Here is a 16,981-nt window from a genome sequence, read left to right as displayed (position 1 = left end):
GCGGTTTACCTCCCTTAACAGGCGACGGGACTGTCCGAACCGAAATTCAGTTCCCACAGTACTCGCCTTATCTTTTTGTCAGTCAATAAATCTTCTTCCGGCACGATTCGGTTTGTTTTTGCAATATGGCGGATATTCTTCCGTTTGGGTTTTTCGCTTTTCCGGCGCCTGCCGTCTGCAATCCAAACAAAATCAGATTCAGCCTTTAATACCACATAAAAGCTTCCCGCATCATGGCCGGCCTTTGATTTGACCACGGTCCCCCGTTCGAGGGATGTGTTTGCAATTTGTTCAGCCGGTATCATTCTGGGCCCTCCATTATGCTCTGGTAAGGATTCTTGCACCCTCATCTGTAATGACAATGGAATGCTCAAAATGGGCTGCGATGCTTCCTGAAGCAGTTACTGTCGTCCAGCCATCAGATAACACTCTAACGTCTGCCCCTACGAGGTTGATCATCGGTTCGATCGCCAATGTCATCCCAGCCGCAAGCCGAACGCCTCTGCCCGGGTTCCCGAAATTCGGCACCTCCGGATCTTCATGGAGCTTTCTGCCCACGCCGTGTCCCACAAATTTGCGTACCACGCCGTAGCCAAAGCTTTCCGCATGGGACTGGACCGCATGGCCGATGTCCCCGATCCGGTTTCCCGGTTTTGCTACTTCAATCGCCTTATATAAACATTCCTCGGTCACCCGTAAGAGCTGCTTTGCCTCGTCTGAGATCTCGCCCACCGCAAAGGTATAAGCGTTATCCCCGTTAAAGTCATTGTAAAAAGCCCCAACATCTACGCTGACAATATCGCCCTCGTGCAAAATCCGCTTTTTAGAAGGGATCCCATGGATGACCTCGTTGTTTATCGAAATACATGCGCTTGCGGGGAAACCGCCGTAACCCAAAAAATTTGGCTTTGCACCGGTTGACACAATATATTTCCGGATCGCGTCGTCGATCTCTTTGGTCGAAACGCCCGGCTGCATATATTCGCCCGCAACCTTTAATGCCTGTGCAGAAATCCGGCACGCTTCACTCATCGCCCGAATTTCATGAGCATTTTTTAAAGTAATCATCTACTATGCCTCCAAGGCTTTCAAAGTTAATGCAGAAGTATCTGCAACTTCTTCCTGACCCTCTACAATGGTCAGCTTCCCTGTCTTTTCATAGTAGTCCTTCAAAGGCTCAGTCTGCTCATGGTAAACATGCAGACGGTCTTTGATGGTATCTGGGTGGTCGTCTTTTCTCTGGACGGTCTGGCCGCCGCATTTATCGCACTTACCATCTTCTTTGGAAGGCTTGTAGTCAACATGATAAGACGCACCACAGTCTTGGCAGACCCGTCTTCCGGAGAGACGCTGCATAATTTTTTCATCCGCGACTTCAATGTCGATCACCTTGTCGATCTTCACTCCCATTGCATCCAGCGCCTCAGCCTGAGGTACCGTTCTTGGGAAGCCATCGAGGATAAAACCATTTTGGCAGTCGTCCATTGCCAGCCGTTCCTTGATGATGCCGATGACGACCTCATCAGGAACAAGAGCGCCGGAATCCATAAAGGATTTTGCTTTCAAACCCATTTCCGTGCCATTTTTTACAGCCTCACGGAGCACATTCCCCGTAGAAATTGCCGGGATCTGCAAGTGATCGCAGATTACTTCCGCCTGAGTGCCTTTTCCAGCACCCGGCGCACCTAACAGGATCAAATTCATCTCAAGTCCTCCTTACTTCAGGAAGCCGCTGTGATGACGCATCGTCATCTGCGATTCCAATGTGCGCATCGTATCCAGCGCGACCCCTACGATAATAATGATCGAGGTACCGCCTAAAGAAATGTTGACGTTTGTCAACCAGGTGAAAATGATCGGGAATACAGCGATCGCACCCAGGAAAAATGCGCCTAACAGGGTGATTTTGGAAATAATCTTGGAAATAAATGTCACAGTCGGTTTGCCCGGACGGATTCCCGGGATAGCCCCGTTGTTGCTCTTAATGTTATTTGCGATCTCAATCGGATTGTATTGGATCGAAATATAGAAATAGTTGAACGCGATGATCAGCAAAAAGTAGAGGATCGCATACGCCGCGCCCCGCGGAGAAAGTGCGTTGAACACATGCGCCCAGAAGCTGTCGGCCTTTGGTGTCCAGAACATCTGGATCGTGCTCGGCAGAGAAAGGAACGCACTGGCGAAGATGATCGGCATAACGCCGCTCATGCTTACCTTGATCGGAATGTAGGAGGACTGGCCGCCATACATTTTCCGACCAACCACACGTTTCGCGTAGTATACCGGAATCCTGCGTTCTGCATTCGTCATGATTACGATGAACACAATGATCGCCGCAAAAACGATCAGGGTCAGCGGAACAAGGAAGTAGTTGATACCTCCCTTTTTCCACAGTTCAACCAGAACCATGAACGCTGCTGGGCCTCTTGCGATGATCCCTGCAAACAGGATAATAGAGATCCCGTTTCCGATCCCTTTGTCGTTGATCTGTTCACCCAGCCACATGATCAAGGCTGCGCCGGCAGTGAATACCAGCACGATCGTGATCCCTGTGAACCAGGTGGTCGCCGCATCCGATGTGTAGTCGGATGGGATCGCGTTGTAGTTTCTCATCAGGAAATAGTATCCTGTTGCCTGCAGTAAAGCAATGCCAACAGTACACCATCTGGTGATTTTATTCAGCTTTTTACGGCCTTCCCCACCCTCTTTTGCCAGGCGTTCCAAAGCTGGAATCGCCACAGTCAAAAGCTGGATGATAATGCTCGCATTGATATAAGGTGTAATGGACATTGCAAAGATGGTCGCATCCTGAAATGCACCACCGGAAAGCATGTTCAAGTACCCAAAGAAGTTGCTGCCGTCCCCAGTCAACTGAACCAGAGCGCTTGCATCAACAAACGGAGCCGGAATCGCGGCGCCGATTCTGAAAATGAGAAGGATCATCAAGGTATAGAAGATCTTTTTTCTCAAATCAGGATTCTTAAAGGCATTTCTAATTACTTCCAACACCTTACATCACCTCGGTCTTTCCACCTGCTTTTTCAATTTTTTCAACCGCAGATTTCGAGAAAGCTGCCGCTTTCACAGTAAAGCTTTTTGTCACTTCACCGTTACCGAGAACCTTAATGCCGTCAAGAACCTTTTTGGTCAGGCCAGCTTCAACAATAGCTTTGCTATCAATAACTGCGCCGTCCTCAAATTTCGCTTCCAAGTCGGAAACGTTTACGATCACATACTGTTTTGCAAAGATGTTGTTGAATCCTCTTTTCGGGATACGTCTCTGCAAAGGCATCTGGCCGCCTTCAAATCCTGGTCTTACACCGCCGCCAGAACGTGCTTTCTGCCCCTTGTGACCTTTACCTGCTGTTTTACCATTACCGGAACCATGGCCGCGGCCAATTCTCTTAACGTCCTTGACAGAGCCGGCTGCCGGTGATAACTCGTGCAGTTTCATTACACGCGCACCTCCTTGTTATCTTTCTGTGACCTCAACGAGGTGAGAAATCTTAAAGATTTTCCCTCTGGTTGCGTCGTTGTCAGGTTGGGTGGTAACATCACCGATCTTGCGGAGTCCCAGGGATTCAGCAACGGCAATCTGAGTTTTCTTGACGCTGGCAAGGCTTCTTACCAGTTTTACTTCTAACTGTGCCATCAATCAGTGCCCTCCTTAACCTAAAATTTCGGAAACAGATTTTCCGCGGATCGCAGCAACTTCTTCTACAGAACGAAGCGCGTTCAATCCATTGATCGTTGCTCTAACTACGTTGCAAGGATTGTTGGAACGCAGAGCTTTTGTACGAATATCTTTGATCCCACAAGCTTCAACCACTGCACGGACAGGGCCGCCAGCGATAACGCCGGTACCTTCCGGAGCCGGTTTTAAAAGAACGCGGCCAGCGCCGAATTCTCCAACGATTTCGTGCGGGATCGAAGTCCCTTTTAAGGAAACCTTGATCAAGTTTTTCTTAGCGTCTTCGATGCCTTTTCTGATCGCATCCGGAACTTCACCGGATTTACCCAGACCAAAGCCAACGATGCCATTTCCGTCGCCAACTACAACCAAAGCAGCGAATTTGAAAATACGTCCGCCCTTTACGGTTTTGGATACACGGTTAATGGAGACTACTTTTTCTTGCAATTCTAAACCTGTTGCATCTATTCTAGCCAAACGAATAACCTCCTCTTAGAATTTGAGGCCGCTCTCACGGGCTCCATCAGCTAATTCTTTCACTCTTCCGTGATAGAGGTAACCGCCACGGTCGAATACGACAGTTTCGATCCCCTTTTCAACAGCTCTTTTACCCACTAACTGACCCACTTTTTTAGCTGCTTCTTTGTTGCCGCCTTGGCCTTCAAATTCTTTATCCATAGAAGAAGCGGAAACTAAAGTTACGCCGTTCACATCATCAATCAGCTGTGCATAAATATGCTTACTGGAGCGGAATACGTTCAGGCGCGGACAAGCTGCAGTTCCGGACACTTTCGCACGGACTCTGCGGTGTCTTTTTAATCTAGCCTTGTTTTTATCAGGCTTGTTCACCATTTGTTAGTCACTCCTTTTATCTTATTTACCCTTACCGGCTTTCCCTTCCTTACGCTGTACATATTCGCCAACATAACGAATACCTTTTCCTTTGTAAGGTTCCGGCGGACGTTTTTCCCGAACTTCAGCAGCGAACTGACCAACCTTCTGTTTGTCTGGACCACTGATCACGATCTTGTTCTGTGCCGGTACTTCGATGGAAATGCCGTCGATTTCCGGTACAATCACTTGATGGGAATACCCCAGGTTCATAACCAGATCCTTGCCCTGTTTCGCGCAGCGATAACCAACACCCTGGATTTCCAGTTCTTTGGAGAATCCTTCAGATACACCGACAACCATGTTGGAGATCAGGGTTCTGGTTAAACCGTGGAGAGATTTGTGTTGTTTTAATTCACTCGGACGGGTTACGTTGATGACATTGCCTTCAATCGCAACAATCATATCCGGGTGTAAATCACGTTCGAGAGTTCCCTTCGGGCCTTTCACAGTGATGTGATGACCGTCGAGTTTTACCTCTACTCCGGAGGGAACGTCGATTGGTTTTCTACCGATTCTGGACATTCATGTTCCTCCTTACCAAATAAATGCTAAGACTTCGCCGCCTACGTTTTGTTTTCTAGCTTCCTTATCGGTCATAACGCCTTTGGAAGTGGAAACGATAGCAACGCCTAAGCCCTTCATGACTTTCGGCATGTCTTCGCAGCTTGTGTAGATCCGCAGGCCCGGTTTGGATACTCTGCGCAATCCTGTAATAATCTGAGTTTTATTTTCACCGTATTTTAAAGTCATACGGATGATGCCTTGTTTTCCATCGTCGATTACTTGGAAACCTTTGACATACCCTTCATCCACCAGAATCTGAGCGATCGCTTTCTTCATATTGGATGCCGGAATGTCCACCGTGTCGTGTTTTGCTGAGTTAGCGTTTCTGATTCTAGTCAGCATATCAGCAATAGTATCGGTGATTTGCATTTGGTCAACCTCCTTTGCTCGTGCTTACAGCCTTTTACCAGCTTGCTTTTCTTACTCCTGGGATCTGTCCTTTATAAGCCAGCTCTCTGAAGCAAATACGGCAGATGCCATATTTTCTCAGGTAAGCGTGCGGTCTTCCGCAGATTTTGCATCTGTTATAAGCACGGGTGGAAAACTTCGGAGCAGCCTGCTGCTTATTGATCATAGACTTTTTAGCCATTTTCAGTTCCTCCCTTACTTAGCGAACGGAGCGCCCATCAGAGTTAATAACTCGCGTGCTTCTTCGTCTGTTTTTGCTGTAGTAACAAATGAAATATCCATACCACGGATCTTATCGATTTTATCGTATTCGATTTCAGGGAAGATCAGCTGTTCTCTCAGCCCAACAGAGTAGTTTCCTCTGCCGTCGAAAGAGTTAGCGTTGATCCCTCTGAAGTCACGAACTCTTGGCAGAGCAACGTTGAAGAATCTGTCCAAGAACTCATACATCATTTCGCCACGAAGGGTGACTTTTGCACCGATCGGCATGCCTTCACGAAGTTTGAAGTTTGCAACTGATTTTCTTGCGCGGCAGATCAACGGCTTCTGACCGGTAATCTTCGCTAAATCACCTACAACGGAATCCAAAATTTTGGAGTTGCTTACCGCTTCGCCGCAAGCAACGTTCACGACGATCTTATCAAGCTTCGGAATCTGCATGACACTTTTGTACTCAAACTTTTTCATCAAAGCTGGAGCAACATCTTTTTGGTAATATTCCTTTAATCTTGCCATACTCTCTTCTCCTTACTTAAAATGTTTCGCCGCAGTTCGCATGTTTGCAAACACGAACCTTTTTGCCGTCTTTTTCAACATGGCCAACTCTGGTCGGCTTGCCGCATTTCGGGCAAACAGGCATTACTTTGCAGGCATAAAGAGCGCCTTCTGCTTTCACGATCCCACCGGTTTCGCCCATTCTTCTGGGTTTGAGGTGTTTTGTGACAATGTTCAGGCCTTCTACAATGACTTTGCCTTCTTTTGGGCTGACTTCCAGGACTTTCCCGGTTTTGCCCTTATCTTTTCCGGAAATAATCATGACGTTATCGCCGGTTTTTACGTGCAATTTATTACTCATCTCATCGCACCTCCCATTACAGCACTTCCGGTGCCAGAGATAAAATCTTCATGTAATCCTTGTCACGAAGTTCTCTTGCTACCGGCCCAAAAATACGGGTGCCTCTTGGGTTTTTATCTTCTCTGATAATAACAGCAGCGTTTTCGTCGAATCTGATGTAAGAACCATCTTCACGGCGTAAACCCTTTGCTGAACGAACGATTACTGCTTTCACAACATCGCCTTTTTTGACAACGCCGCCCGGTGCAGCTTTCTTCACGGAAGCCACGACGACATCACCGATATTAGCGTACCTTCTGCGGGAACCGCCTAATACGCGGATACACATCAATTCTTTTGCTCCGGTATTGTCGGCAACCTTCAGGTAAGTTTGCATCTGTATCACAGTGCGTTCCTCCTTTCGGTTTTAAACGAAATTTTTCTTTACGAAAGTTGTCGTGATTTGAGAAAAAAACTTATTTCGCTTTTTCTACGATCTCTACGACTCTCCATCTTTTGTCTTTGGACAGCGGACGGGTTTCCATCACCATCACCTTGTCGCCGATCCCGCACATATTGGTTTCGTCATGTGCTTTCAGCCGGATAGTGCGTTTCATGATCTTTTTATAGAGAGGGTGTCTGACATTGTCAGCAATGGAAACAACTACAGTTTTATCCATTTTGTCGCTGACTACCATGCCGACCCTTGTTTTTCTGAGGTTTCTTTCACTCATCGCCTATTCTCCCTTCCTATTTATTCCGCTTTCAGTTCCATCTCACGAATTACTGTATTGATGCGAGCAATATCTTTTTTGACCGCTTTAATCCGCATTGGGTTGTCAAGCTGATTGACAGCGAGCTGGAAACGAAGGTTGAAGAGCTCAGCTTTGAGATCTCCCAGTTTTTGATTTAACTCAACAAGTGACATTTCTCTGATTTCTTTAGCTTTCATTACTGCTCACCACCTGTTTCTTCCTTAGTCACAAACTTACACTTTACAGGAAGTTTATGCATAGCGAGTCGCATTGCTTCACGGGCGATCTCTTCAGAAACGCCTGCGATTTCAAACATAACTCTGCCCGGTTTTACAACCGATACCCAGTATTCCGGAGAACCTTTCCCCTTACCCATTCGGGTTTCAGCAGGCTGTTCTGTAACCGGTTTGTCCGGGAAAATTTTAATCCATACCTGACCGCCACGTTTGATGTAACGGGTCATAGCGATACGGGCAGCCTCGATCTGGTTAGAAGTAATCCATGCCGGTTCCAAAGCCTGAATGCCGTATTCGCCGTGGCTGACGAAATTACCGCGGGTCGCTTTCCCTTTCATTCTGCCGCGCTGCTGACGACGGTATTTTACACGTTTTGGCAATAACATTATTTACTTCCTCCTTCCCTGCGAGGTCTTCTGCGATTGTTTCTCGGAGCTTCGATTTTCGGAGCTTCCCCTTTCAAAACTTCGCCTTTGTAAATCCAAACTTTCACGCCGATTTTGCCGTAAGTGGTATCCGCTTCTGCAAAACCGTAATCAATGTCCGCTCTCAAAGTCTGCAGCGGAATAGTACCTTCGTGGTAGTCTTCGCTACGAGCGATCTCAGCGCCGCCCAAACGACCGGAAACTCGGGTTTTGATCCCCTTAGCGCCCAATCTCATGGTGCGTCCGATAGACTGTTTCATTGCGCGGCGGAAGGAAACACGGCGTTCCAACTGACCTGCAATATTTTCTGCAACCAGCTGCGCGCTCAGATCCGGCTGTTTTACTTCAACGATGTTGACGATAACCGGTTTGCCCAGCATTTTTTCCAGCTGTTTGCGGAGTTTTTCGATTTCAGCACCGCCTCTGCCGATAACAATACCCGGCTTCGCACAGTGGATGTGGATTCTTACTCTTAACGCATCACGTTCGATCTCGATACGCGGTACGCCGGCTGCATATAAGGTTTTCTTCAAGAACTTACGGACTTTATAGTCTTCCACTAAAGTATCGCCGAAAGTGCTGTCTTTCGCAAACCAGCGGGAATCCCAATTCTTAATAACGCCCACTCTCAGTCCATGTGGGTTTACTTTTTGTCCCATAGTTTACCTCCTCTTTCAGCTTATTCCTTTTCTTTCAGAACAATTGTAATATGGGATGTTCTTTTCAGAACTCGGAATGCACGGCCCTGTGCTCTTGGTCTGATTCTTTTCAGAATAGGACCCGGGCAAGCAAAACATTCAGCGACGTACAGATTGTCTTTATCCATAGCGTGATTGTTTTCTGCATTAGCAATGGCCGATTTCAGAAGTTTTTCAAGCTGTTCACAAGCAGCTTTTGGTGTGTGTTTCAAGATTGCCATTGCCATGTCGGTGTCTTTTCCTCTGATCAGATCAAGCACAATCTGCACTTTGCGAGGAGAAATACGGGCATATCTTAAATGTGCTTTTGCTTCCATTTAAAATCCTCCTTCCGGCCTACTTACCATTATTTGAAGTTTTTGATCCAGCGTGGCCTTTGTAGGTTCTGGTCGGAGCAAATTCGCCCAATTTATGACCTACCATATCCTCTGTTACATAGACCGGAACGTGTTTGCGTCCGTCATGTACTGCAAATGTATGACCAACGAAATCTGGGAAGATAGTGGAAGCACGGCTCCAGGTTTTCAGAACCTTCTTCTCACCAGCTTCATTCATTGCGATAACTCTTTTTAACAGGACCGGCTGTACGTAAGGTCCCTTTTTAATGCTTCTACCCATGTTTCATCTGCCTCCCTTCACTTACTTATCATTTCTGCGTTTTACGATAAATTTATCGGAGCGATGATGTTTCTTGCGGGTTTTGTAACCCAGGGTCGGTTTGCCCCACGGAGATACAGGTCCCGGACGGCCGATCGGTGATTTACCTTCACCACCACCGTGCGGGTGATCGCATGGGTTCATAACAGAACCGCGGACAGTCGGTCTCCAGCCCATGTGGCGTTTTTTACCGGCTTTACCGATATTGACGTTTTCGTGGTCGGTGTTGCCAACCTGGCCAACAGTCGCCATGCATTCGACCGGAACATTTCTCAGTTCGCCGGATGGCAGTCTGATCAACGCATAAGCGCCTTCTTTTGCCATCAACTGAGCCTGGTTCCCAGCGGAACGTACCAGCTGCGCGCCTTTTCCCGGATACAATTCAATGTTGTGGATAAAAGTACCTACCGGGATGTTGACAAACGGCAGAGCGTTGCCCGGTTTGATATCAGCGTCAGCGCCTGCGCTTACAACGTCGCCTACATTGAGGCCGAGCGGTGCGATAATATATCTCTTTTCGCCGTCTTCATACTGCAGCAGCGCGATGTGCGCAGAACGGTTTGGGTCATATTCCAAAGACAAAACAGTTGCATTTCCTGCTTTATCTCTCTTGAAATCGATGATACGGTATTTTCTTCTGTTCCCGCCACCACGGTGACGAACAGTGATTCTACCATAGCTGTTACGGCCTGAATTTTTCTTTAAGCTTTCTAAAAGACTTTTTTCAGGAGCAACTTTGGACAGCCCGCTGTAATCAGTAACAGTCATCTGTCTTCTGGACGGGGTTGTCGGTTTGTAAGACTTAATAGCCATTACGGTTTCACTCTCCTTATTTTCGGTTTAGCGAGGTACTTTCCTTTTCTGTTTCGTGGAAAAGGGTTGCCTCATACATCACCTGAGAAGCACTCCCGCTTCCCAAAGCCACAGGCGCTTTGCCTGTTACATCATGCCTTCAAAGAATTCAATCGTCTTAGAATCTTCTGTCAAAGTAACGATCGCTTTTTTCCAATCCGGTTTATACCCTTCGCTTCTGCCCATTCTTTTGAAACGGCCTTTTACGCTGACGGTATTTACCTTTGCAACTTTTACACCAAACAATTCTTCCACTGCTTTTGCAATCTCGATCTTGTTGGTGTTTTTTGCAACTTTGAAGGTGTATTTTTTGAATTGCTGAGCCATCATAGAATTTTCAGTGATGATCGGCTTAATGATAATATCCTGTGCAGTTTTAATCATTACGCGTACACCTCCTCAATTTTCTTTACGGCATCGACTGTGATCACGATCTGATCGTGATTCAGAATGTCGTAAACGTTGAGTGTGTTGACCAGAGTGGTGGCAACGCCTTTGATGTTGCCTGCGCTTTTCAGCACTTTGCTGTCAACTTCCGGCATAACGATCAAGGTTTTCCCGGTTGCGTTGAGCGCGCCAAGCATGTCAACAACAGTTTTTGTTTTATAGTCTTCCAAAGCGAGTTTTTCCAAAACAATCATGTTTTTGTTCTGCACTTTGTCGGACAAAGCAGATTTCATCGCTAATCTCTTAACCTTTTTATTTAAGGAGTAGCTGTAATCACGAGGTTTCGGGCCTAATGCCACACCACCGTGAGTCCACTGCGGAGCGCGGATAGAACCCTGTCTAGCATGTCCTGTTCCTTTTTGTCTCCACGGTTTCCGACCACCGCCGCGTACTTCTGTACGGGTCAAAGTGGACTGTGTACCCTGACGTTGATTTGCAAGGTAGTTCACAACAGCCATGTGCATAACTGCTTGATTTGGCTCAATTCCGAAAATTTCTTTTGAAACGTTCATTTGTTTGAGCTTTTCACCGTTCATATCATAAACCTGAACTCTTGGCATATTGCTTCCTCCTTCCACTAAGCTTTCTTCACACTGGTAGTTACTGTAACGATTCCGTTTTTCGGACCCGGAACAGCACCCTTCAGTGCGATCAAATTGTTTTCTGCATCTACTTTTACGATTTCCAGATTCTGGACTGTAACAGTTTCAGCACCCATGTGCCCCGGCATTTTTTTGCCTTTGTAGATTCTGGATGGGTCAGAACAAGCACCCATAGAACCTGCATGTCTATGAACCGGACCGGAACCGTGGGTTTCTTTAATTCTGGCGCCGTTGTGACGTTTGATGGTACCAGCGTAACCCTTACCTTTGCTGGTACCGGTTACATCAACGATATCTCCAGCAGCGAAAACGTCCGCTTTCAGAATATCTCCAACATTTACCGCTGCGCAGTCGTCAAATTTGAACTCTTTCAAGGTTCTCTTCGGAGCGACGTCGCCCTTTGCAAAGTGGCCCTTCATTGGTTTATTGACTTTGTTTGCCTTCATGTCACCAAAGCCTACCTGCACTGCTTCATAGCCGTCGTTTTCCATTGTTTTCTTCTGGACAACAACGCACGGGCCTGCTTCGATAACAGTTACCGGAATCACTTTTCCGGCTTCATCGAAAATCTGGGTCATACCGATTTTCTTTCCGATAATAGCACTTTTCATGTTGCTTTTCTGCTGATCCCCTTTGATCAGCATTTCCTCCTTTTTAGGTTATTGGTTGGCTTTTGCCAACATGACCTGTTCGCGAACGCCTTTGAATTAGAGCTTGATTTCAAAGTCTACGCCAGCAGGAAGTTCCAGACTCTGCAGAGCTTCTACCGTTTTGTTAGACGGTCTTAAGATGTCAATAAGTCTTTTGTGGGTTCTCATCTCAAACTGTTCCCGGCTGTCTTTGTACTTGTGCACAGCACGCAGGATCGTTACGACTTCTTTCTGGGTCGGGAGCGGGATCGGGCCAGAAACTCTGGCGCCTGTTCTCTTTGCTGTTTCAACGATTTTCGCCGCCGCAGCATCCACCAAGCTGTGATCGTAACCTTTCAGTCTGATTCTGATTTTTTCTTTGACTGCCACTGTCATCGCCTCCTTAATAATTTACATAACTGGGGGTTTGACAAATCTCGAACACGCCTCCGGGTGTTTCATGTCCCGGTAATAAAAAACCGAAAAAACCTGAAGTTTTTCCGGGGCAGAATTCTTCCGTAACGTTAATCGGCAATCACATCTACGGCGCAAGCCCGTAGGGATATTGCTAGCTACGAAACAATGTTCAAAATTGGTCGCCCGGTTTAAAATCGGACATACTCCACGAAAAAACCCGCATCAAGTGCGGCAACCTTCCGCTTCAACGCATATCTGTCGCAGTCACGCAAGTAATATAATACCATACAAAACGCCCGTTTGCAAGCTTTTCCAAAAATATGACTGTAAATTATTTCAGAATTTTTTCGTTTGTTTTTGTGCATGATTGCCACATAGCTTTTTCCAAAAAATGTTATCTATCCAAAGATTCCATCATTTCTATCACCCGATACCGTTCGCCGCATTCCAGACAAAGATAATCTACGTTGCTTTTGGTTGGAACTGCCACGCACAGCCATTCTTCAAAGTCTGGAAAGAATCATTCTGGCGCACGCCACGACGACAATACACAAATATGTGCACATTCCCATCACCATAGGATCAGCGGGAAGGATAGTGCCCAACACAACAGCGAATATAAAACTGAAAATCAATCCAAAAAACGCAACTAACATACCAACTAAGAATGATTTTGCAAGCTATTTTTTCATAAAAATTTCCTTTCTGTCACTACATCTTTCAAGCGCCGTAATCTGTATTCCTGATTATATCATACCCAGCACACCCTTTCAACCGTTTTAAAAAAACAAAAACGGCGGACAAAAATGTCCGCCGTTCAAAGTCTTATGACAAGCTATTATTTGCCAGCCAATTCAACCAAATGAGCGTATTTATCCTGTGCGAATTTTTCAGCCTGTGCAAACAATTCTTTTGCACGATCCGGGTTGGATCTAGCCAAAACATTGTAACGAACTTCGCCCATGATGAAGTCATTGTAGCTTGCTGTCGGAGCTTTAGAATCCAACTGGAAGCCGTTTTTGCCTTCGAGAACCAGACGTGGGTCGAAGCGGAACAGGTGCCAGTAACCAGCAGCGACCGCTTTCTTCTCTTCAGTCTGAGCAATGCTCATGCCACCCTTGATACCATGGTTGATACATGGAGCATAAGCAATGATGATAGACGGTCCGTTGTAGCTTTCCGCTTCAACAAACGCTTTCATGCACTGGTTGTAATCAGCGCCCATCGCAACCTGAGCAACATAAACATAACCATAGCTCATAGCGATCGCAGCGAGGTCTTTTTTCTTGACCTGTTTCCCAGCGGCCGCAAACTGAGCGATCGCGCCGACAGGGGTAGCCTTAGAAGCCTGACCGCCGGTGTTGGAGTAAACTTCGGTATCGAATACCAAGATGTTTACATCTTCGCCGGAAGCGATTACGTGGTCTAAGCCGCCGAAGCCGATATCATAAGCCCAACCGTCACCGCCGAGTACCCAAACGGATTTTTTGCTGAGGTAATCTTTTTCAGCTAAGATTTCACGAGCTAAAGCACAAGCTTCGCAGGTGCATCCTTCAACAACGCCTTCTTCCAAAGCTTTTACATAAGCAGCAGTAGCAGTGCTGTTGAGTTTGCCGTTTTCCAGAGTATCCAACCAGTTCTGAGCAGCTTCTTTGATTGCGCCGTCACAGTAATCAATTGCCATCAATTCTTTGGTTTTAGCAACTAATTTTCCTCTGATTGCTTTCTGAGCTAAGAACATACCATAGCCGTATTCTGCGTTGTCTTCAAACAGAGAGTTTGCCCAAGCAGGACCAAAGCCAGATTTATTCACAGTGTATGGGGTAGACGGAGAAGAACCGCCCCAGATAGAGGAACAACCGGTAGCGTTTGCGATGTACATTCTGTCACCGTAAAGCTGGGTCGCAAGTTTCGCATAAGGAGTTTCTCCACAGCCTGCGCAAGCGCCGGAGAATTCGAGCAGCGGCTGTTTGAACTGGCTGCCCTTTACAGTGGTTTCTTTGAATTTTTCTGCAACGTCTGCTTTTTCCGGCAGTTTGAATGCATAGTCAAAGTAAACCTGAGTGTCTTCCTGAGTTTCCAAAGGCTGCATGGTGAGAGCTTTTTCGCCCTTCTTGCCCGGGCAAACATTTGCACAGGAGCCGCATCCAGTACAGTCAAGAACAGAAATAGTCATAGAGAATTTCTTATCTGCCAAGCCAGTCATGCCAGTCATCTTCATGCCAGCTGGCGCAGCGGCAGCTTCTTCTTCTGTCATAGCAGCCGGACGGATGACCGCGTGCGGACATACATACGCACAGAAGTTACACTGGATACAGTTGTCCGGATTCCAAACCGGAACGTCGATCGCGATACCACGTTTTTCATAAGCGGAAGAGCCGAGCGGAACAACACCGTTTTCTCTGCCGGAAAATGCGGATACAGGGAGCTTGTTCCCTTCCTGAGCAGCAACCGGGATCAAAATATCATTGACGTAATCAACTAAATCAGCATTTTCGCCGGTCGCGGTTACAGTCAGATCAGTGTCAGCAGCATTTTTCCAGGATTCCGGAACTTCTACTTTCTTCACTTCTTTTGCACCGCGTTCGATCGCTTCGTGGTTCATTTTAACGATCGCTTCACCCTTCTTGCTGTAAGAAGCGGTAGCAGCGTCTTTCATGTACTGGATCGCGTCTTCAGCCGGGATAATGTCGGCAAGTTTGAAGAATGCAGACTGTAATACAGTATTGATCCTTCCGCCCAGGCCGATCTCTCTACCGATTTCAACACCGTCGATGGTGTAGAACTGGATGTTGTTCTGAGCGATATAGCGTTTCATCTGACCCGGGAGGTGCTGTTCCATTTCGTCAACAGTCCAGCCGCAGTTGAGCAGGAATACGCCGCCTGGTTTTACATCAGAAACCATGTCGTATTTATTGACATAAGAAGGATTGTGACAAGCAACGAAATCCGCTTTTTTGATCAGGTAAGTAGAGGTGATCTTAGAATTACCGAAACGCAGGTGAGAAACGGTAATACCGCCGGATTTCTTGGAGTCATAGTCAAAGTAAGCCTGTACGTTCATGTCGGTGTGGTCACCGATAATCTTGACAGAGTTTTTGTTTGCACCAACGGTACCGTCAGCGCCCAGGCCCCAGAACTTGCAGCTCTTGATGTCAGCCGGAGTGGTATCCGGATCTTCTACGATCGGCAGGGACAGGCAGGTAACGTCGTCGTTGATGCCGATGGTGAAGTGTTTTTTGTCTGTGTTTTTGAACACAGCAACGATCTGAGCCGGAGTTGTATCTTTAGAACCTAAGCCATAACGTCCGCCGAATACCGGAACGTCTTTGAACTGGGTATCTCTCAAAGCTGCAACGACGTCTAAGAACAGCGGTTCGCCAAGTGCGCCCGGTTCTTTGGTTCTGTCAAGAACAGAGATCTGTTTTACAGATTCCGGCAAAGCAGCAACCAAGTGTTTTGCAGAGAACGGTCTGTACAGTCTGACTTTGACCATACCATATTTACCGCCTTTAGCGTTTAAGTAGTCGATGGTTTCCTGAACGGTGTCAGAAGCAGAGCCCATGATCACGATTACATGTTCTGCATCCGGTGCGCCGTAGTAATTGAAGAGCTTATAGTCGGTGCCGATCTCAGCATTGACTTTATTCATGTATTCTTCTACAACAGCCGGAAGCTCTTCATAATATTTGTTTGCAGCTTCTTTTGCCTGGAAGAAGATGTCCGGGTTCTGAGCGGTACCTTTCTGGTATGGGTGTTCCGGGTTCATCGCGTTTTTGCGGAACTCAGCGATCGCATCCATATCAGCCATGTTTTTCAGGGTTTCGGTATCCCAAGCGGCAACCTTCTGGTATTCGTGAGAGGTTCTGAATCCGTCAAAGAAATGCAGGAACGGAACTTTCCCTTTGATTGCAGACAGATGAGCAACAGCGCCCAGGTCCATAACTTCCTGTGGATTGGTGGAAGCCAGCATCGCAAAACCGGTCTGACGGCATGCATAAACGTCCTGATGGTCGCCAAAGATGCTCAGCGCATGGGAAGCCAATGCACGGGCAGAAACGTTGATAACGCCCGGAAGCAGTTCCCCTGCGATTTTATACATATTCGGGATCATGAGCAACAAGCCCTGAGAAGCAGTGTAAGTGGTAGTCAGCGCACCAGCAGACAAAGAGCCGTGAACTGCACCGGCAGCACCAGCTTCAGACTGCATTTCTACGACCTTGACCGTTTCCCCAAAAATGTTTTTCATACCAGAAGCAGCCCATTTATCAGTGACTTCTGCCATGTTGGAAGACGGAGTAATCGGGTAGATTGCAGCGACTTCAGTAAAGGCATAAGAAACATGAGCGGCAGCGGTATTACCATCCATAGTTTTCATTTTTCTTGCCATGAATTTTTCCTCCTTAAAACTTCTATGAGAAAAGTATCAACTTTTTCATTCTTTTTCATTTTAACACTTTTAAAACCAGTTGTAAATAGCTATGTTGTGGATATTTCCTGTTAATAGCAAATGTTTCTTTGGCGTCCTATCTCAAAGAACGATCCTCACATATTTTCTGTTGCCTTTTAAGTTTAATTAGGATAGCAATCAATGAAAGTTTTATAAAAAACAGCAGGACTTAAATAAGTCCTGCTGTTTTCCTCGGCTTATT

Annotated in this window: 26 protein-coding genes; all 26 read right to left on the bottom strand. The window is 46.7% G+C overall.

Translation table 11 applies throughout. The features are described from left to right. Positions 1-14: 14 nt before the first annotated feature. The 26 genes from CIB36_RS09000 to nifJ all read right to left on the bottom strand — a co-directional run bounded on the left by CIB36_RS09000 (position 15) and on the right by nifJ (position 16,719). On the bottom strand, positions 15-305 hold the full coding sequence (locus CIB36_RS09000) for a KOW domain-containing RNA-binding protein (protein WP_093989242.1): 291 nt from the start codon (positions 303-305) through the stop codon (positions 15-17). A 13-nt stretch (positions 306-318) separates the two neighbouring features. Beyond that, entirely contained in the window at positions 319-1,068 is a 750-nt protein-coding gene (gene map / locus CIB36_RS08995; RefSeq protein WP_093989241.1) for a type I methionyl aminopeptidase, read from the bottom strand. 3 nt (positions 1,069-1,071) lie between these two features. Further along, a complete protein-coding gene (locus CIB36_RS08990) occupies positions 1,072-1,704 on the bottom strand; it encodes an adenylate kinase (RefSeq protein ID WP_093989240.1) in 633 nt (210 codons plus the stop codon). A gap of 12 nt (positions 1,705-1,716) precedes the next feature. Further along, the gene (gene secY / locus CIB36_RS08985) at positions 1,717-3,009 is read right to left on the bottom strand and encodes a preprotein translocase subunit SecY (protein WP_093989239.1); all 1,293 of its coding nucleotides are present in this window, start codon (positions 3,007-3,009) and stop codon (positions 1,717-1,719) included. Position 3,010: 1 nt separating this feature from the next. Next, entirely contained in the window at positions 3,011-3,454 is a 444-nt protein-coding gene (gene rplO, locus CIB36_RS08980; RefSeq protein WP_093989238.1) for a 50S ribosomal protein L15, read from the bottom strand. A gap of 18 nt (positions 3,455-3,472) precedes the next feature. Further along, complete coding sequence (rpmD, locus tag CIB36_RS08975) at positions 3,473-3,652, bottom strand: 50S ribosomal protein L30 (protein ID WP_093989237.1); 180 nt, start codon at positions 3,650-3,652, stop codon at positions 3,473-3,475. 15 nt (positions 3,653-3,667) lie between these two features. Further along, positions 3,668-4,168, bottom strand: coding sequence for a 30S ribosomal protein S5 (gene rpsE / locus CIB36_RS08970; protein ID WP_093989236.1), 501 nt, complete (start codon positions 4,166-4,168; stop codon positions 3,668-3,670). Between the two features lie 15 nt (positions 4,169-4,183). After that, entirely contained in the window at positions 4,184-4,543 is a 360-nt protein-coding gene (gene rplR / locus CIB36_RS08965; RefSeq protein WP_093989235.1) for a 50S ribosomal protein L18, read from the bottom strand. 21 nt (positions 4,544-4,564) lie between these two features. Then, positions 4,565-5,107, bottom strand: a complete 543-nt coding sequence (gene rplF, locus CIB36_RS08960) for a 50S ribosomal protein L6 (RefSeq protein WP_093989234.1) — start codon at positions 5,105-5,107, stop codon at positions 4,565-4,567. 12 nt (positions 5,108-5,119) lie between these two features. Next, complete coding sequence (gene rpsH, locus CIB36_RS08955; protein ID WP_093989233.1) at positions 5,120-5,518, bottom strand: 30S ribosomal protein S8; 399 nt, start codon at positions 5,516-5,518, stop codon at positions 5,120-5,122. 34 nt (positions 5,519-5,552) lie between these two features. Continuing rightward, a complete protein-coding gene (locus CIB36_RS08950) occupies positions 5,553-5,738 on the bottom strand; it encodes a type Z 30S ribosomal protein S14 (RefSeq protein ID WP_077532654.1) in 186 nt (61 codons plus the stop codon). A 14-nt stretch (positions 5,739-5,752) separates the two neighbouring features. Beyond that, positions 5,753-6,292: a 50S ribosomal protein L5 gene (gene rplE / locus CIB36_RS08945; protein WP_093989232.1), complete on the bottom strand. Its 540-nt coding sequence runs from the start codon at positions 6,290-6,292 to the stop codon at positions 5,753-5,755. Between the two features lie 16 nt (positions 6,293-6,308). Next, positions 6,309-6,632 carry a 50S ribosomal protein L24 gene (rplX, locus tag CIB36_RS08940; protein WP_093989231.1) on the bottom strand — a complete coding sequence of 108 codons (324 nt, stop codon included), beginning with the start codon at positions 6,630-6,632 and terminating at the stop codon, positions 6,309-6,311. Positions 6,633-6,648: 16 nt separating this feature from the next. Further along, the gene (gene rplN / locus CIB36_RS08935) at positions 6,649-7,017 is read right to left on the bottom strand and encodes a 50S ribosomal protein L14 (protein ID WP_093989230.1); all 369 of its coding nucleotides are present in this window, start codon (positions 7,015-7,017) and stop codon (positions 6,649-6,651) included. Between the two features lie 70 nt (positions 7,018-7,087). Further along, positions 7,088-7,345 (bottom strand): 30S ribosomal protein S17, encoded by a 258-nt coding sequence (gene rpsQ, locus CIB36_RS08930; RefSeq protein ID WP_093989229.1) that lies wholly within the window; start codon positions 7,343-7,345, stop codon positions 7,088-7,090. Positions 7,346-7,365: 20 nt separating this feature from the next. After that, positions 7,366-7,563: a 50S ribosomal protein L29 gene (rpmC, locus tag CIB36_RS08925; RefSeq protein WP_093989228.1), complete on the bottom strand. Its 198-nt coding sequence runs from the start codon at positions 7,561-7,563 to the stop codon at positions 7,366-7,368. After that, positions 7,563-7,988 (bottom strand): 50S ribosomal protein L16, encoded by a 426-nt coding sequence (gene rplP, locus CIB36_RS08920; RefSeq protein WP_093989227.1) that lies wholly within the window; start codon positions 7,986-7,988, stop codon positions 7,563-7,565. Before rplP ends, rpmC begins: the two co-directional genes overlap by 1 nt. After that, complete coding sequence (gene rpsC, locus CIB36_RS08915; RefSeq protein ID WP_093989226.1) at positions 7,988-8,686, bottom strand: 30S ribosomal protein S3; 699 nt, start codon at positions 8,684-8,686, stop codon at positions 7,988-7,990. The genes rplP and rpsC overlap by 1 nt, the downstream gene beginning before the upstream one ends. A 20-nt stretch (positions 8,687-8,706) precedes the next feature. Continuing rightward, positions 8,707-9,042 carry a 50S ribosomal protein L22 gene (gene rplV / locus CIB36_RS08910; protein ID WP_093989225.1) on the bottom strand — a complete coding sequence of 112 codons (336 nt, stop codon included), beginning with the start codon at positions 9,040-9,042 and terminating at the stop codon, positions 8,707-8,709. A gap of 19 nt (positions 9,043-9,061) precedes the next feature. Continuing rightward, positions 9,062-9,343: a 30S ribosomal protein S19 gene (gene rpsS, locus CIB36_RS08905; RefSeq protein ID WP_093989224.1), complete on the bottom strand. Its 282-nt coding sequence runs from the start codon at positions 9,341-9,343 to the stop codon at positions 9,062-9,064. Between the two features lie 21 nt (positions 9,344-9,364). After that, positions 9,365-10,195, bottom strand: a complete 831-nt coding sequence (gene rplB / locus CIB36_RS08900) for a 50S ribosomal protein L2 (RefSeq protein WP_093989223.1) — start codon at positions 10,193-10,195, stop codon at positions 9,365-9,367. Between the two features lie 126 nt (positions 10,196-10,321). Beyond that, positions 10,322-10,618, bottom strand: a complete 297-nt coding sequence (gene rplW, locus CIB36_RS08895; protein WP_093989222.1) for a 50S ribosomal protein L23 — start codon at positions 10,616-10,618, stop codon at positions 10,322-10,324. After that, positions 10,618-11,241, bottom strand: coding sequence for a 50S ribosomal protein L4 (rplD, locus tag CIB36_RS08890; protein ID WP_093989221.1), 624 nt, complete (start codon positions 11,239-11,241; stop codon positions 10,618-10,620). The genes rplW and rplD overlap by 1 nt, the downstream gene beginning before the upstream one ends. 17 nt (positions 11,242-11,258) lie before the next feature. After that, on the bottom strand, positions 11,259-11,894 hold the full coding sequence (gene rplC / locus CIB36_RS08885; protein ID WP_093989981.1) for a 50S ribosomal protein L3: 636 nt from the start codon (positions 11,892-11,894) through the stop codon (positions 11,259-11,261). A 96-nt stretch (positions 11,895-11,990) separates the two neighbouring features. Beyond that, positions 11,991-12,302: a 30S ribosomal protein S10 gene (rpsJ, locus tag CIB36_RS08880; protein ID WP_093989220.1), complete on the bottom strand. Its 312-nt coding sequence runs from the start codon at positions 12,300-12,302 to the stop codon at positions 11,991-11,993. Between the two features lie 865 nt (positions 12,303-13,167). Beyond that, a complete protein-coding gene (gene nifJ / locus CIB36_RS08875; protein WP_093989219.1) occupies positions 13,168-16,719 on the bottom strand; it encodes a pyruvate:ferredoxin (flavodoxin) oxidoreductase in 3,552 nt (1,183 codons plus the stop codon). Between the last annotated feature and the right edge of the window lie 262 nt (positions 16,720-16,981).

Source organism: Massiliimalia timonensis (genome assembly GCF_900186585.1).
GTDB classification, from domain to species: Bacteria; Bacillota; Clostridia; order Oscillospirales; family Ruminococcaceae; genus Massiliimalia; species Massiliimalia timonensis.
The sequence above is the reverse complement of the archived record's forward strand: the minus strand, read 5'-3'. Positions and strand labels throughout refer to the sequence as shown.